Source organism: Streptomyces hawaiiensis, from assembly GCF_004803895.1.
GTDB lineage: Bacteria > Actinomycetota > Actinomycetes > Streptomycetales > Streptomycetaceae > Streptomyces > Streptomyces hawaiiensis.
Genome location: NZ_CP021978.1, coordinates 2503417 through 2517614, shown reverse-complemented (window position 1 = coordinate 2517614; position 14198 = coordinate 2503417). Strand labels below are relative to the sequence as shown.

The following is a 14198-nucleotide window of genomic DNA, read 5'->3' as shown; positions in this document are numbered from 1 at the left end:
ACTCAGTCAAACCGACACCACGTACCAAGACCGACCGGAACGGGACGAAGTTGAGCCAGGCGTGAGTGACCTGGATCTCGGGGTGTTACTGCTCGGCGGGCGCCTCGGAGGCCTCCGGCCCGGCCGGCTCCTCGGACTCCTTCGGCTTCTCGGGCAGCTCCGCCGCCAGCGCGGCCGCGGCCTGCACGAGCGGCAGCGCCAGCAGACCGCCCGCACCCTCTCCGACGGTCACCCCGTGGGTCAGCAGCGGCTCCAGGGCCATCCGGTCCAGCGCCTTCGCCTGCCCGGGCTCCCCGCTGTCGTGCGCGGCCAGCCACCAGTCCGGCGCCCGGAACGCGATCCGCTGCCCGACCAGCGCGCACGCGGCCGTCACGACCCCGTCGAGCACCACCGGCAGCTTGCGCACCGCGCTCTGCAGCAGGAAACCCGTCATCGCGGCGAAGTCGGCCCCGCCCACCGCCGCCAGCAACTGCAACTGGTCCCCGAGCACCGGCCGGGCCCGGCGCAGCGCGTCGCGGATCGCCGCGCACTTGCGCATCCACGCCAGGTCGTCGATCGCCAGCCCGCCGCGCCCGGTGACGACCGACGCGTCGACCCCGCACAGCGCCGCGACCAGCACGCCCGCCACCGTGGTCCCGCCGACGCTCACATCGCCGAGCACCACCAGGTCCGTGCCCGAGTCCGCCTCCTCGTCGGCCACCGCGACCCCGGCCCGGAACGCCGCCTCGGCCTCCTGAAGGGTCAGCGCGTCCTCGATGTCGATCCGCCCGCTGCCGCGCCGCACCCGGTGCCGTACGACGTCCTCGGGCAGGGTCTCGGGGTCGCAGTCCAGGGCCATGTCGACGATCCGAACCGGCACGCCCAGCCGCCGCGCCAGCACCGACACGGGCCGGCCGCCCTCCAGCACCTCGCGCACCGACTCCCCGGCACTGCCCGCAGGCCGGGCCGAGACGCCCAGCTCGGCGACGCCGTGGTCACCGGCGAAGAGCACCACCCGCGGTCGTTCGACCGGCCGGACCGGCACGGCGGACTGCGCCGCCGCCAGCCACTCACCCAGTTCGTCGAGGCGGCCCAGCGATCCTGGCGGCACGATCTGTCGCTCCCGGCGCGCCTCGGCGTCACGGCGGATCCCGCCGTCCGGACGCTCGATCAGATCGGTGAAGTCGTCGAGATTAAGCGAGCTCATTCGCCGAACAGTACCGGCCCTGGTCGAACAGCAGGGCGCCACGTGACCACCTCGTCACGGCGACGTCGTTGCACCCAAGATCGGCATCCCATACGTTCCGTTTTGCAGCGGATTGTCGTACGTGGTGCGTGCGACGTCCCCGCCGTACGTCCCTTGCCGTACGCCGTCGCGCCCGGGAGCCGCCCATGCCCGCACATCCCGCCTCCTCAGCACTCCCCGCCCCCCAGGCGACCGTCCGGGTGCACGAACCGCGCCGGGAGGACTGCCCCTGGTGCGGCTCCGCCCGGCTGCGGAACCGGCTGCGCACCGGTGACCTGCGGCAGTACAAGCCGGGCGGCTTCACCGTCGACGCGTGCCGGGACTGCGGCCACACTTTCCAGAACCCCCGCCTCACGGTGGAGGGCCTGGCCCTCTACCACCGGACCGTGCGCGGGGCGCCCCGGGACCCGGCGAGCGACGGCCTCCTCGCCCTGCGCGGCAGCCCGCGCCGCCACCGCTCGGCCGCCCGCGCGATGCTGCGCTGCGGCGAACCGGAGAGCTGGCTCGACGTCGGGACGGGCCACGCCCGCTTCCCCGCCACGGCCCGGCGGTTCTTCCCGTACACCGCCTTCGACGGCCTGGACCCCACCCCGCGCGTGGTCCGCGCCCGCACGGCCGACCGCGTCGAGGAGGCCCACGTCGGCCGCCTGACGGACCCCCGGATCGCCACCCCCCTGCGCGCCCGTTACGACGTGGTCAGCATGCTCCACCACCTGGAGGGCACACCCGACCCCCGGGCGGAACTCCGGGCCGCCCTCTGCGTCCTGCGCCCGGGCGGCCACCTGCTCATCGAGACCCTGAGCCCCCGCAGCGTCTTCGCGGCGCTGCTGGGCCGCTGGTGGCTCCCCTATGACCAGCCGCGCCACCTCCACCTGCTGCCCCCGCAGAACGTCCGCGCGGAACTGGAGTCGGCCGGCTGCACGATCCTGACGCTCGACCACCGGCCGGTCCACGTCCCCCACGACCTCGCGGGTGCCACGTCCCTGGCCCTCTCCCACGCCCTGCCGGCCCCGGACACCCCCTGGCGGGCGATCCCCCCGCCCCCCGCCCAGCGGCACACCCGCACGGCCCTGCTCCGCGCCGGCATCCCCCTGGTGGCCCTGGCGGCGCTGGCGGACCACCTGATCGCCCCGGTGACCCGCCGCACGCGTTTCGCGAACACCTACCGGGTGATCGCCCGCAAGGCTCCGTAAGCCGGCAGGCCGAGAGAAGGTGCCGCGGGGTCCCGGTCAGCCCCGCAGCACCACGGCCTGCCCCGCCATCACCAGCAGCACATGCTCGCACTCGTGTGCGAACCCCGCGTTCAGCCGCCCGAGTTCATCCCGGTAGCGCCGCCCCGACGCCGTCGACGGCACGATCCCCGACCCCACCTCGTTCGACACGGCCACCACGGTCCGCCGGGTGACCCGCACCGCCTCCGTGAGCTCTCGCACCCGCTCCCGCAGCACCTTCTCCCCCCGCTCCGCCCACACCGCGTCGTCCCACGCCCCGGCGGAATCCATCGCGTCGGTCAGCCACAACGACAGACAGTCGATGAGCAGGGGCGGCCCCTCCGCCTCCAGCAACGGCACCAGATCGCAGGTCTCGACCGTCTGCCACGACCCCGGCCGCCGCTCCCGGTGCGTCGCCACCCGCGAGGACCACTCCGTGTCCCCGTTGCGCGACCCGCCCGTCGCCACGTACAGCACGTCCGGGAAGGCCTCCAGCCTCCGCTCCGCCTCCACCGACTTACCCGACCGCGCCCCGCCCAGCACCAGCGTCCGCCGCGGCACGTCCGGCACGTCCTCGTACGCCCCCACCACCAGCGTCACCCCGTCCGGCACGGCCCGCGCCCCGGCCGCCGCGAGCCGCCGCCCGAGCTCCGGGCCGGGCGGCAGGTCGTGGTCCAGGTGGACGGCCACCACATCGGTCGTCGGCCCGGCCGCCCCCACCGCCCGCAGCTTCGCCAGCGAGTCCGGCCGCCCCACGACGTCCGCGAGGACCATGTCGTACGACTCGGCCGGCTCCTCCAGGCCCGCGGGCGCCCCGCCCGGCGGCAGATACAGCAGCCGCTGCCCCTCCGGCCCGGTCACCGCGTACCCCGTGCCCGGCGCGTCCAGCGCAACCGCCCGCACCCGATGCCCCGTCAGCAGCGTCAACTCCCGCCCGTCCGGCACCCGTCCGGGCTGCGGCAGCCCCGCGGGCACCTCCACCGCCGGCCCGTCGTGCGGATGCGACAGCAGCACCTGCCGTACGCCGGTCAGGGAACGGCCCGCCCGGGCCGCCGCGAACGCCGCGCCCGGTGTCAGGTCGAGCAGCAGCGCCCCGTCCAGGAGCAGCGCGGTGGCCGCCCGCGCGTCGGGGCCGAGGGCGGCCGCACAGGCCGCGCAGGGACAGTCGGGTCGGGGGAGTCCGGAGGGCGCGCCGGTGCCAAGCAGAGTCAGTTCCACGCACCGATTCTCACCCGTGCGCATGGGACACGCGTGATGAAGACGCCCCGAAGGGGCGCGGGCCGTATCGATATGCGGCTCCGCCGCGCGGGCGCGATCCGCCCACAACGACCCGCACGCGCTCAATCACCCGCACACCTGACCACATATCCCGCCCCACCCAGCGGAGCGCATAGGCTCTGGACGGGAGCCGGACCAAGATCCGGCTTTTGCTGTGCAGTGTGCTCACACACATGGGAGGCGTACATGGCGGCATGGACGTGGCGGTTCGAGAAGACCGACGGGACGGAGGTCCAGCCCGCGGTGCCGCCGGAGGAGTTCCCCACCCAGGGGGACGCCGAGTCCTGGATCGGGGAGCACTGGAAGGCCCTGCGGGAGGGCGGTGCCGATCAGGTGCGGCTGTTCGAGGAGGCCACGCAGATCTACGGGCCGATGAGTCTGGACGCGGCCGAGGCGTGAGCCCGGGGGCGGGGGCCGACGGCCCCCGCCCAGCCCCCTTCGAGGGTCAGCCGCGCACGCCGCACAGGTGCAGCAGCGCGGCCACCCCGCGGTACGGATCCGTCCGCCCGGCCTTCTCCTCCACCGCGAGCAGCGTCTCCACGCCGGCCGGGACCTCCGCGCCGTCCGCCGCCGTGTCGGTGAACACCCGCACCCCGTACCAGGCGTGCAGCGGCGCCCCGATCCCCGCGAGCGTCGACGTCAGGTCCTTGAGCCGGTCGGCCCGCACGTCCAGGCCCAGCCGGTTGCGATAAGCCGTCGTGTCGAACGCGGCCAGCGCGCCCGCCCAGTCGCCGGACAGCCCCGGCCGTAGCGCGAGCGCGTCCCCGTTGCGCACGAGCAGGGACAGCAGCCCGCCGGGCGCGAGCATCCGGGCCAGGCCCGCCAGCAGCGGGTCGGGCTCCTCGACGTACATCAGGACGCCGTGGCACAGCACCACGTCGAAACTGCCCGGCAGGAAGTGCACGCCGGTGTCCCGGCCGTCGCCCTCGATGATCCGCATCCGCTCCCGGATGCCCTCCGGTTCCCCGGCGAGGGACTCCCGGGCCACGGCGACCATCTTCGCGTCCTGCTCCAGACCGGTCACCTGGTGCCCGGCCCGGGCCAGCCGCAGCGCCTGCGTGCCCTGACCCATCCCCACGTCGAGCACCCGCAGCCGCTTCCCGACCGGGAACCGACCGACTATCTGCTCGTCCAGCTGGCGGGTCACCAGCTCCTGCCGGACGACATCGCGCAGCCCGCCCAGCTTGTCCAGCCAGGCATCCGCCGCACCCCCGGAGAACGGCGTCGTGGTCAGGGCCGCTCTCCGCGCTTGACCTGCGGCTTCGGTAGCCGGAGCCGGCGCATCTGGAGGGAGCGCATCAGGGCGTAGGCGACGGCGCCGCGCTTGTTCTCACCCGCGAAGCGCTCGCTGAGCTGCTTCTTCAGACGGAAGGCCGTGACGAACGAGTCGAGCACGATCAGCACGATCACCACGAGCCACAGCAGCAGCGCGATGTTCTGCAGCGCGCCCACCCGCACCATGCTCAGCACGAGGATGACCACGGCCATCGGCAGGAAGAACTCCGCGATGTTGAACCGGGAGTCGACGAAATCGCGCGCGAACCGGCGGACCGGTCCCTTGTCACGCGCGGGCAGATACCGCTCGTCGCCGCTCGCCAGCGCCTGGCGCTGCCGCTCCATCGCGGCACGGCGCTCCTCGCGCTGTCGCTTGGAGGCCTCCTTGCGCGTCGTCGACGTGTTGGCCACGCTGCGGCGCGAGGACTGGGCCTGGCTGCGCTTGGGCGTGGGGCGGCCCTTGGGGGCCTCGGGGTGACGGGGCTGACTGGAGTCGGTCACCGGCGCCTTGTCGGCGTCCTGGGCCTTCTCATCCTTCGCACGGCTACGGAACACAAAACCCAAGGGTAAGGGCTTCCGGGCATGGACCACAGCCCGGTGGGGAACGATCCGGCAACACCAGTCGTCAGTAAGGGGACAGAGGGGACGTTGTGTACGCCTCCGGATGTTCCCGGGGTGTACGGCTCCGGTAACCCCGGGGACCACCTACTCCCTACGCCGGAGCGGGAGCGCACGCAGTCGTCCTTGGGGATGAGCGCATCCGTCCCCGAACAGTGCGGTAATGGATGCAGGGCCCGTACTGTGGGTTCTGTCGCAGGAGCAGCTGCCGGAGTCGGTCAGAAGGGGGCGCGCGAAGCCCATGAGCGGTGTCATGAAGCGTATGGGGATGATCTTCCGCGCGAAGGCGAACAAGGCCCTTGACCGGGCCGAGGACCCGCGCGAGACCCTCGATTACTCGTACCAGAAACAGCTGGAGCTGCTGCAGAAGGTCCGCCGTGGCGTCGCCGACGTGGCGACCTCCCGCAAGCGCCTGGAGCTCCAGCTGAACCAGCTGCAGTCGCAGTCCGGCAAGCTGGAGGACCAGGGCCGCAAGGCGCTCGCGCTGGGCCGTGAGGACCTGGCCCGCGAAGCGCTCTCCCGCCGGGCCGCCCTCCAGCAGCAGGTGACGGACCTGGAGACCCAGCACGCGACGCTCCAGGGCGAGGAGGAGAAGCTCACCCTCGCGGCCCAGCGGCTCCAGGCCAAGGTCGACGCCTTCCGCACGAAGAAGGAGACGATCAAGGCGACGTACACCGCGGCCCAGGCGCAGACCCGGATCGGAGAGGCCTTCTCCGGCATCTCCGAGGAGATGGGCGACGTCGGCCTGGCGATCCAGCGCGCCGAGGACAAGACGGCGCAGCTCCAGGCCCGCGCCGGCGCGATCGACGAGCTGCTCGCCTCCGGCGCCCTGGACGATCAGTCCGGCATGCACAAGGACGACATCCAGGCCGAGCTGGACCGGCTCTCCGGTGGTACGGATGTAGAGCTGGAACTGCAGCGCATGAAGGCCGAACTGGCCGGAGGCTCGGGCAGCGGGCAGCAGGCCCTCGAAGGCGGTACGGACCGGCAGCAGTCCCAGCAGCAGCCGCAGGACACTCCGCGCTTCGACAAGCAGTAGGGGTCCACGCCTAGGAGGGCGACATGATCGTACGGATCATGGGGGAGGGCCAGGTGAGCCTGGCCGACGGCCACCTCGCCGAGCTGAACAAGCTGGACGACGAACTCCTGGCGGAAATGGAGAACGGCGACGGCCCCGGCTTCCGCCGCACCCTCCAGGCCCTCCTGGCCCGGGTCCGCGACCTGGGGGACCCCCTCCCGGACGACTCCCTGGAGCCGTCGGAGCTGATCCTGCCGTCTCCGGACGCCACGCTGGAGGAAGTCAGGGAGCTCCTGAGCGACGACGGATTGATCCCCGGTTGACCTCGCTGCGGGCATGCGTGCCGCCAAGGGCGGCACGGGTGGGCGCAGCGGCACCCCGCACCGCCGGGTTGCGGACCCACCCGACCTCAGGCCTGACGCCGAGCACCTCACACAGGCACAGCCGGCCCAGCTACCGTAAACAGCCGTGAGCACCATCGCGCGGGCCCGCTGTCAGGCCAAGGCGCATCCCCTGGCGGTGGACGCCCTCCTGGCCGCCGCCGTCCTCCTCTGCATGGTCGCCGGCTCCTTCGTGGAGCCCCGGCACCGGGACAGCGTGAGCTGGGCCCTGCGCACTCCCGATTCCCTCAGCCTCGTCCTCATCGCCCTCGGCGCCGCCGCCCTGGTCTTCCGCCGCCGCGCCCCGATGACGGTCCTCGCCCTGACCGGCACGGTCTCCGTGCTCGAGTCCGTCACCGGAGACCCCCGCGCCCCCGTGGCCATGTCCGCCGTCGTCGCCCTCTACACCGTCGCCTCCACCACCGACCGCCCCACCACCTGGCGCGTCGGCCTGCTCACCATGACCGTGCTGACCGGCGCCGCCATGTCGGCGGGCTCCCTGCCCTGGTACGCCCAGGAGAACCTCGCGATCTTCGCCTGGACCGGCATCGGCGCCACCGCCGGCGACGCCGTCCGCAGCCGCCGCGCCTTCGTCCAGGCCATCCGGGAGCGCGCCGAACGGGCCGAGCGCACCCGCGAGGAGGAGGCCCGCCGCCGGGTCGCCGAGGAACGCCTGCGCATCGCCCGGGACCTGCACGACGTCGTCGCCCACCACATCGCCCTGGTCAACGTGCAGGCCGGTGTCGCCGCCCACGTCATGGACAAGCGCCCCGACCAGGCCAAGGAGGCTCTCGCGCACGTCCGCGAGGCCAGCCGCTCCGCGCTCAACGAACTGCGCGCCACGGTCGGGCTGCTCCGGCAGTCCGGAGACCCGGAGGCCCCCACCGAACCCGCCCCGGGCCTGGACCGTCTCGACGAACTCACCGGCACCTTCCGCAGCGCCGGCCTGCACATCGAGGTCGCCCGCGCCGACCAGGGCACCACCCTGCCCGCGGCCGTCGACCTGGCCGCGTACCGGATCATCCAGGAAGCCCTCACCAACGTGCAGAAGCACGCCGGGCCCCACGCCAAGGCGGAGGTCAGCGTCGTACACGTGGGACCGAACATCGAGATCACCGTGCTCGACGACGGCGGCGGCGAGCACGAGACCCAGGACAGCGGCGGCGGCCACGGACTGCTCGGCATGCGCGAGCGCGTCAGCGCCCTGCGCGGCACCCTCACCACCGGTCCCCGCTACGGCGGCGGCTTCCGCGTCCATGCGATCCTGCCGCTCAAGAACCGCACACCGACCGGGGAGGACCCCGCATGACCATCCGTGTCCTGCTCGCCGACGACCAGGCCCTGCTCCGCAGCGCCTTTCGCGTGCTCGTCGACTCCGAGCCCGACATGGAGGTGGTCGGCGAGGCCTCCGACGGCGCCGAAGCGGTCCGGCTGGCCAGGGAACAGCACGCTGACGTCGTGCTCATGGACATTCGCATGCCCGGCACCGACGGTCTCGCCGCGACCCGCATGATCAGCGCCGACCCCGGCCTCGCCGACGTCCGGGTGGTCATCCTGACGACGTTCGAGGTCGACGACTACGTCGTGCAGTCGCTGCGCGCCGGGGCCTCCGGCTTCCTCGGCAAGGGCTCCGAGCCCGAGGAACTGCTGAACGCCATCCGCATCGCGGCCGGCGGCCAGGCCCTGCTCTCCCCGGCGGCCACCACGGGCCTGATCGCCCGGTTCCTCGCCACGGAGGACCCCGCCGACGGCGACCGCGACCCGGCCCGCGGTGAACGGCTCGACTCGCTGACCGTCCGGGAGCGCGAGGTGCTGGTCCAGGTCGCCGGCGGGCACTCCAACGACGAGATCGCCGAGCGCCTCGAAGTCAGCCCGCTGACGGTGAAGACGCACGTCAACCGCGCCATGGCCAAACTGGGCGCCCGGGACCGCGCCCAGCTCGTGGTCACCGCGTACGAGTCCGGCCTGGTCCGTCCACGGGTGGAGTGAGTTCAACCCGGGTGTACTGCGCCGGGAGTATGCGCCGCATAAGGAACGGGACCTGGGGCCTACGGAACCCCGTTCCCGGATGGCGCAGGGTGTAGGGGCGGGCGCTCATCTGCGCGCTCGCTGCCGCTTCTGCCGCTAAACAGAAGAGAGACCCTCACCCATGTCCTGGCTGTCGAGATTCAGCCTCGCGCAACGGGCCCTGATAGGGCTGATGTCGATCATCGCGCTCGTCTTCGGGGCGATCGCGATACCCCAGCTCAAGCAGCAGCTGCTGCCCACCATCGAACTGCCCATGGTGTCCGTGCTGGCGCCGTACCAGGGCGCGTCACCGGACGTGGTCGAGAAGCAGGTCGTCGAACCCATCGAGGACACCCTCGAAGGCGTCGACGGCATCAGCGGCGTCACCTCCACCGCCAGCGAGGGCAACGCCTTGATCATGGCGTCCTTCGACTACGGCAACGACACCAAGCAGCTGGTCGCCGACGTCCAGCAGGCCGTCAACCGGGCCCGCGCCCAGCTCCCGGACGCCGTCGACCCGCAGGTCGTCGCCGGTTCCACGGACGACATCCCGACCGTCGTCCTGGCCGTCACCTCCGGCCGCGACCAGCAGGCCCTGGCCGACCAGCTCGACAAGACCGTCGTGCCGGACCTGAAGAGCATCGACGGCGTCGGCCAGGTCACCGTCGACGGGGTCCGCGACGTCCAGGTCACCGTCACGCCCGACGGCGCCGAGCTCGCCAAGGCGGGCCTGACCTCGCAGTCCCTCTCCGAGGCGCTCCAGGCGGGCGGCGCGACCGTCCCGGCCGGCTCCTTCGACGAGGGCGGTGCCAACCGCACCGTCCAGGTCGGCGGCGGCTTCACCTCGCTGAAGCAGATCCAAGACCTGATGGTCACGGGCGAGTCCGGCAAGGGCAAGCCGGTGCGCCTCGGCGACGTCGCCACGGTGAAGCAGCAGGAGGCCACGGCCGACTCCCTCACCCGCACCGACGGCAAGCCCAGCCTCTCCGTCGCCGTGACGATGGACCGCGACGGCAGCGCGGTCGCCATCTCCGACGCCGTCCAGGACAAGCTCCCCGACCTCCGCAAGGACCTCGGTTCCGGCGCGAACCTCACGGTCGTCAGCGACCAGGGCCCGGCCGTGTCCAAGTCCATCAAGGGCCTCACCACCGAGGGCGCGCTCGGTCTGCTCTTCGCGGTCCTGGTGATCCTGGTCTTCCTGGCCTCGATCCGCTCGACCCTCGTGACCGCGGTGTCCATCCCGCTGTCCGTGGTCCTCGCCCTGATCGTGCTGTGGACGCGCGACCTGTCGCTGAACGTCCTCACACTGGGCGCCCTGACCATCGCCATCGGCCGGGTCGTCGACGACTCGATCGTGGTCCTGGAGAACATCAAGCGCCACCTCGGCTACGGCGAGGAGCGCCACTCGGCCATCCTCAACGCCGTCCGCGAGGTCGCCGGCGCGGTGACGTCCTCGACGCTCACCACGGTCGCGGTGTTCCTGCCGATCGGCCTGGTCGGCGGCATGGTGGGCGAGCTGTTCGGCTCGTTCAGCCTGACCGTCACGGCCGCGCTGCTGGCATCCCTTCTCGTCTCCCTGACGGTCGTACCGGTCCTGTCGTACTGGTTCCTGCGGCCCCCGAAGGGCACTCCCGAGGACGCGGACGAGGCCCGCCGGATCGCCGAGGAGAAGGAGGCGAAGAGCCGCCTGCAGCGCATCTACGTCCCGGTCCTGCGCTTCGCGACCCGCCGGCGCCTCACCAGCGTGGCCATCGCGATCGTCGTCCTGGTCGGCACGTTCGGCATGGCACCGCTGCTGAAGACGAACTTCTTCGACCAGGGCGAGGTCGAGGTCCTCACCGTCAAGCAGGAGCTGAAGCCCGGCACCAGCCTCTCCGCCACCGACGCCCAGGCGAAGAAGGTCGAGCGGCTGCTCGCCGGCACCAAGGGTGTGAAGGACTACCAGGTCACCATCGGCTCGTCCGGCTTCATGGCGGCCTTCGGCGGCGGCACGGACACCAACCAGGCGTCCTACCAGGTGATGCTGGACGACTCGGCGTCGGCCGAGGACGTCCAGGACGACATCGAGAAGGGCCTGGCCGGGCTCAAGGGCATCGGCACGACCACCCTCACCGCCGGTGACGGCTTCGGCGCCCAGGACCTCAGCGTGGTCGTGAAGTCCGCCGACGCCGACGCCCTGCGCACGGCCTCCGAGGAGGTCCGCAAGGCGGTCGCCTCGCTCGACGACGTCACGGACGTCACGAGCGACCTGTCGCAGAGCGTCCCGCGCATCTCGGTGAAGGCCAACGACAAGGCCGCCGCGGCCGGCTTCAACGACCAGACCCTCGGCGCCGTCGTCGCCCAGGCCGTTCGCGGTACCCCGACGGCCAAGGCCGTCCTGGACGACACCGAGCGCGACGTCGTCATCCGCTCGGCGAAGCCCGCCACGACCCTGAAGCAGCTTCAGAACCTGCGGCTGGGCGGCGCGGTGAAGCTCGGCGACATCGCCACCGTCAAGTTGGTCGACGGCCCGGTCTCCATGACCCGCATCGACGGCCAGCGCGCCGCCACCATCACCGCGAAGCCGACCGGCGACAACACCGGCGCGGTCAGCACCCAGCTCCAGTCCAAGATCAACGCGCTGAACCTCCCGGACGGCGCCACGGCGTCGATCGGCGGTGTCTCCGAGGACCAGGACGAGGCGTTCGTCAACCTGGGCCTGGCGATGGTGGCAGCGATCGCGATCGTGTTCATGCTGCTGGTGGGCACCTTCCGGTCCCTGATCCAGCCGCTGATCCTGCTCGTCTCCATCCCGTTCGCCGCCACCGGCGCGATCGGCCTCCTGATCGCCACCGGCACCCCGATGGGCGTACCGGCCATGATCGGCATGCTGATGCTGATCGGCATCGTGGTGACGAACGCGATCGTGCTGATCGACCTGATCAACCAGTACCGCAAGCAGGGCTACGGCGTCGTCGAGGCCGTGGTCGAGGGCGGCCGGCACCGGCTGCGCCCGATCCTCATGACCGCCCTGGCGACGATCTTCGCCCTGCTCCCGATGGCGCTCGGCATCACGGGCCAGGGCGGCTTCATCGCCCAGCCGCTGGCCGTGGTCGTGATCGGCGGCCTGGTCACGTCGACCCTGCTGACGCTGCTTCTGGTCCCGACGCTCTACGCGATGGTCGAGCTCCGCAAGGAGCGCCGGGCGAAGAAGCGCGCGGCGAAGAAGGGCCTCCCGGCCCAGGAGAAGACCGCGCAGGAGCCGGAGCCGGCGCAGGTCTGACCCCCGTAGGACGGCGAAGGCCCCACCCGGACACCGGGTGGGGCCTTCGCCGTGACAGGGGCGGTTACGGCAGCGCCAGCATCCGCTCCAAGGCCAGCTTCGCGAACGCCTCGGTCTCCTTGTCCACCTCGATGCGGTTGACGAGGTTGCCCTCGGCCAGCGACTCCAGGGCCCAGACCAGGTGGGGGAGGTCGATGCGGTTCATGGTCGAGCAGAAGCAGACCGTCTTGTCGAGGAAGACGATCTCCTTGCCCTCGGGCGCGAAACGGTTCGCCAGGCGGCGGACCAGATTCAGCTCCGTGCCGATGGCCCACTTGGAGCCGGCCGGCGCGGCCTCCAGGGCCTTGATGATGTACTCCGTCGAGCCGACGTAGTCCGCCGCGCCCACGACCTCGTGCCGGCACTCGGGGTGGACCAGGACGTTCACGCCCGGGATGCGCTCGCGCACGTCGTTCACCGAGTCCAGGCTGAAGCGGCCGTGGACCGAGCAGTGGCCGCGCCACAGGATCATCTTCGCCGCGCGCAGCTCGTCGGCGGTCAGGCCGCCGTTGGGCTTGTGCGGGTTGTAGAGGACGCAGTCCTCCAGGGACATGCCCATGTCCCGCACGGCGGTGTTGCGGCCCAGGTGCTGGTCCGGCAGGAACAGCACCTTCTCGCCCTGCTCGAACGCCCAGTCCAGGGCCCGCTCGGCGTTGGACGAGGTGCAGATGGTGCCGCCGTGCTTGCCCGTGAACGCCTTGATGTCGGCGGAGGAGTTCATGTACGAGACGGGCACGACCTGCTCGGCTATGCCGGCCTCGGTCAGCACGTCCCAGCACTCGGCGACCTGCTCGGCCGTCGCCATGTCGGCCATCGAGCAGCCGGCGGCGAGGTCGGGCAGCACGACCTTCTGGTCGTCGGAGGTCAGGATGTCCGCGGACTCCGCCATGAAGTGCACGCCGCAGAACACGATGTACTCGGCCTCCGGGCGGGCGGCCGCGTCCCGGGCCAGCTTGAACGAGTCACCGGTCACGTCGGCGAACTGGATGACCTCGTCGCGCTGGTAGTGGTGGCCGAGCACGAAGACCTTGTCCCCGAGCTTCTCCTTCGCCTTGCGGGCGCGCTCCACCAGGTCCGGGTCGGACGGCGAGGGCAGGTCGCCGGGACACTCCACACCGCGCTCGCTCTTCGGGTCGGCCTCACGGCCGAGGAGCAGCAGGGCGAGGGGCGTCGGCTGTACGTCGAGCTCCTGGGTCTGGGCGGTGGTCACGACACGCACCCTTTCTGTTTCTGCGACTTTTCGTCGATTTGACGCTATCTATCATAACCGCTTCACGTCACTTTGACGATGGCCATAGCGTCTGTGTGACGTGAATCCCGGTGAGCCGCCGTTCATTCCCGGGAAGACCCGGAAAGAGCCGTTTTCCGGTTCCCGGTGCGTGTGCGAGCATGAAAAGGAGCCGAGATCGAGCGCCCGGCCCCGGAATGAATCCGAGGCCCCGCCGGTTGGAACCGTCGGCAAGCAGTCTCCGTACAACCCGGGAGAGATGTAGATGTCCGTATCGGACGAGACCAGCACCGTCACCGACGGCATCATCCTGACCGACGCCGCCGCGTCCAAGGTCAAGGCGCTGCTCGACCAGGAAGGCCGCGAAGACCTCGCGCTGCGTGTCGCCGTCCAGCCCGGCGGCTGCTCCGGCCTGCGCTACCAGCTCTTCTTCGACGAGCGCGCCCTCGACGGCGACGTCGAGAAGGACTTCGGCGGTGTGAAGGTCGTCACCGACCGCATGAGCGCCCCGTACCTGGGCGGTGCCACGATCGACTTCGTGGACACCATCGAGAAGCAGGGCTTCACGATCGACAACCCGAACGCGACGGGCTCCTGCGCCTGCGGCGACTCCTTCAGCTGAGCCGGCCGAGCCGCCACCGGCGGACGCGGACACGA

13 protein-coding genes are annotated in these 14198 nt (G+C 71.7%); 8 read left to right on the top strand and 5 right to left on the bottom strand.

Annotated elements, in window-relative coordinates; genetic code table 11:
• Nucleotides 1–85 precede the first annotated feature (85 nt).
• Nucleotides 86–1186, bottom strand: coding sequence for a nicotinate-nucleotide--dimethylbenzimidazole phosphoribosyltransferase (gene cobT / locus CEB94_RS11615; RefSeq protein WP_175432135.1), 1101 nt, complete (start codon nucleotides 1184–1186; stop codon nucleotides 86–88).
• Nucleotides 1187–1371: 185 nt separating this feature from the next.
• Here cobT and CEB94_RS11610 point away from each other — a divergent pair, with 185 nt between their 5' ends.
• Nucleotides 1372–2418 (top strand): class I SAM-dependent methyltransferase, encoded by a 1047-nt coding sequence (locus CEB94_RS11610; protein ID WP_175432134.1) that lies wholly within the window; start codon nucleotides 1372–1374, stop codon nucleotides 2416–2418.
• A 36-nt stretch (nucleotides 2419–2454) separates the two neighbouring features.
• Here the strand turns inward: CEB94_RS11610 and CEB94_RS11605 are convergent, their stop codons facing one another.
• Nucleotides 2455–3654, bottom strand: a complete 1200-nt coding sequence (locus CEB94_RS11605) for a bifunctional adenosylcobinamide kinase/adenosylcobinamide-phosphate guanylyltransferase (protein WP_175432133.1) — start codon at nucleotides 3652–3654, stop codon at nucleotides 2455–2457.
• A 246-nt stretch (nucleotides 3655–3900) separates the two neighbouring features.
• Between CEB94_RS11605 and CEB94_RS11600 the strand changes: the two genes are divergently transcribed.
• A complete protein-coding gene (locus tag CEB94_RS11600) occupies nucleotides 3901–4113 on the top strand; it encodes a hypothetical protein (RefSeq protein WP_175432132.1) in 213 nt (70 codons plus the stop codon).
• Between the two features lie 46 nt (nucleotides 4114–4159).
• Here CEB94_RS11600 and CEB94_RS11595 read toward each other — a convergent pair whose 3' ends face one another.
• Both CEB94_RS11595 and CEB94_RS11590 read right to left on the bottom strand, forming a co-directional pair.
• Nucleotides 4160–4861 carry a class I SAM-dependent methyltransferase gene (locus tag CEB94_RS11595; protein WP_175432131.1) on the bottom strand — a complete coding sequence of 234 codons (702 nt, stop codon included), beginning with the start codon at nucleotides 4859–4861 and terminating at the stop codon, nucleotides 4160–4162.
• 83 nt (nucleotides 4862–4944) lie between these two features.
• Nucleotides 4945–5544 (bottom strand): DUF3043 domain-containing protein, encoded by a 600-nt coding sequence (locus tag CEB94_RS11590; RefSeq protein ID WP_175432130.1) that lies wholly within the window; start codon nucleotides 5542–5544, stop codon nucleotides 4945–4947.
• Nucleotides 5545–5860: 316 nt separating this feature from the next.
• On the opposite strand from CEB94_RS11590, the gene CEB94_RS11585 reads away from it, so the two are divergent.
• The 5 genes from CEB94_RS11585 to CEB94_RS11565 all read left to right on the top strand — a co-directional run bounded on the left by CEB94_RS11585 (nucleotide 5861) and on the right by CEB94_RS11565 (nucleotide 12274).
• Nucleotides 5861–6646 carry a PspA/IM30 family protein gene (locus CEB94_RS11585; protein ID WP_281292500.1) on the top strand — a complete coding sequence of 262 codons (786 nt, stop codon included), beginning with the start codon at nucleotides 5861–5863 and terminating at the stop codon, nucleotides 6644–6646.
• A gap of 23 nt (nucleotides 6647–6669) precedes the next feature.
• The gene (pspAA, locus tag CEB94_RS11580) at nucleotides 6670–6948 is read left to right on the top strand and encodes a PspA-associated protein PspAA (protein WP_175432129.1); all 279 of its coding nucleotides are present in this window, start codon (nucleotides 6670–6672) and stop codon (nucleotides 6946–6948) included.
• Between the two features lie 145 nt (nucleotides 6949–7093).
• Nucleotides 7094–8314, top strand: a complete 1221-nt coding sequence (locus tag CEB94_RS11575) for a sensor histidine kinase (protein WP_175432128.1) — start codon at nucleotides 7094–7096, stop codon at nucleotides 8312–8314.
• On the top strand, nucleotides 8311–8994 hold the full coding sequence (locus tag CEB94_RS11570; protein ID WP_175432127.1) for a response regulator: 684 nt from the start codon (nucleotides 8311–8313) through the stop codon (nucleotides 8992–8994). The genes CEB94_RS11575 and CEB94_RS11570 overlap by 4 nt, the downstream gene beginning before the upstream one ends.
• A 160-nt stretch (nucleotides 8995–9154) precedes the next feature.
• Nucleotides 9155–12274, top strand: a complete 3120-nt coding sequence (locus tag CEB94_RS11565) for an efflux RND transporter permease subunit (RefSeq protein ID WP_175432126.1) — start codon at nucleotides 9155–9157, stop codon at nucleotides 12272–12274.
• 64 nt (nucleotides 12275–12338) lie between these two features.
• Here the strand turns inward: CEB94_RS11565 and nadA are convergent, their stop codons facing one another.
• A complete protein-coding gene (gene nadA, locus CEB94_RS11560) occupies nucleotides 12339–13523 on the bottom strand; it encodes a quinolinate synthase NadA (RefSeq protein WP_175432125.1) in 1185 nt (394 codons plus the stop codon).
• A gap of 283 nt (nucleotides 13524–13806) precedes the next feature.
• On the opposite strand from nadA, the gene CEB94_RS11555 reads away from it, so the two are divergent.
• Nucleotides 13807–14163 carry a HesB/IscA family protein gene (locus CEB94_RS11555; RefSeq protein ID WP_031109243.1) on the top strand — a complete coding sequence of 119 codons (357 nt, stop codon included), beginning with the start codon at nucleotides 13807–13809 and terminating at the stop codon, nucleotides 14161–14163.
• The last annotated feature ends 35 nt before the right edge of the window (nucleotides 14164–14198 follow it).

Coding starts and splice junctions, on each gene's coding strand:
- cobT (WP_175432135.1), bottom strand. CDS start 1,186: ATGAGCTCGCTTAATCTCGACGACTTCACCGATCTGATCGAGCGTCCG.
- CEB94_RS11610 (WP_175432134.1), top strand. CDS start 1,372: ATGCCCGCACATCCCGCCTCCTCAGCACTCCCCGCCCCCCAGGCGACC.
- CEB94_RS11600 (WP_175432132.1), top strand. CDS start 3,901: ATGGCGGCATGGACGTGGCGGTTCGAGAAGACCGACGGGACGGAGGTC.
- CEB94_RS11585 (WP_281292500.1), top strand. CDS start 5,861: ATGAAGCGTATGGGGATGATCTTCCGCGCGAAGGCGAACAAGGCCCTT.
- pspAA (WP_175432129.1), top strand. CDS start 6,670: ATGATCGTACGGATCATGGGGGAGGGCCAGGTGAGCCTGGCCGACGGC.
- CEB94_RS11570 (WP_175432127.1), top strand. CDS start 8,311: ATGACCATCCGTGTCCTGCTCGCCGACGACCAGGCCCTGCTCCGCAGC.
- CEB94_RS11565 (WP_175432126.1), top strand. CDS start 9,155: ATGTCCTGGCTGTCGAGATTCAGCCTCGCGCAACGGGCCCTGATAGGG.
- CEB94_RS11555 (WP_031109243.1), top strand. CDS start 13,807: ATGTCCGTATCGGACGAGACCAGCACCGTCACCGACGGCATCATCCTG.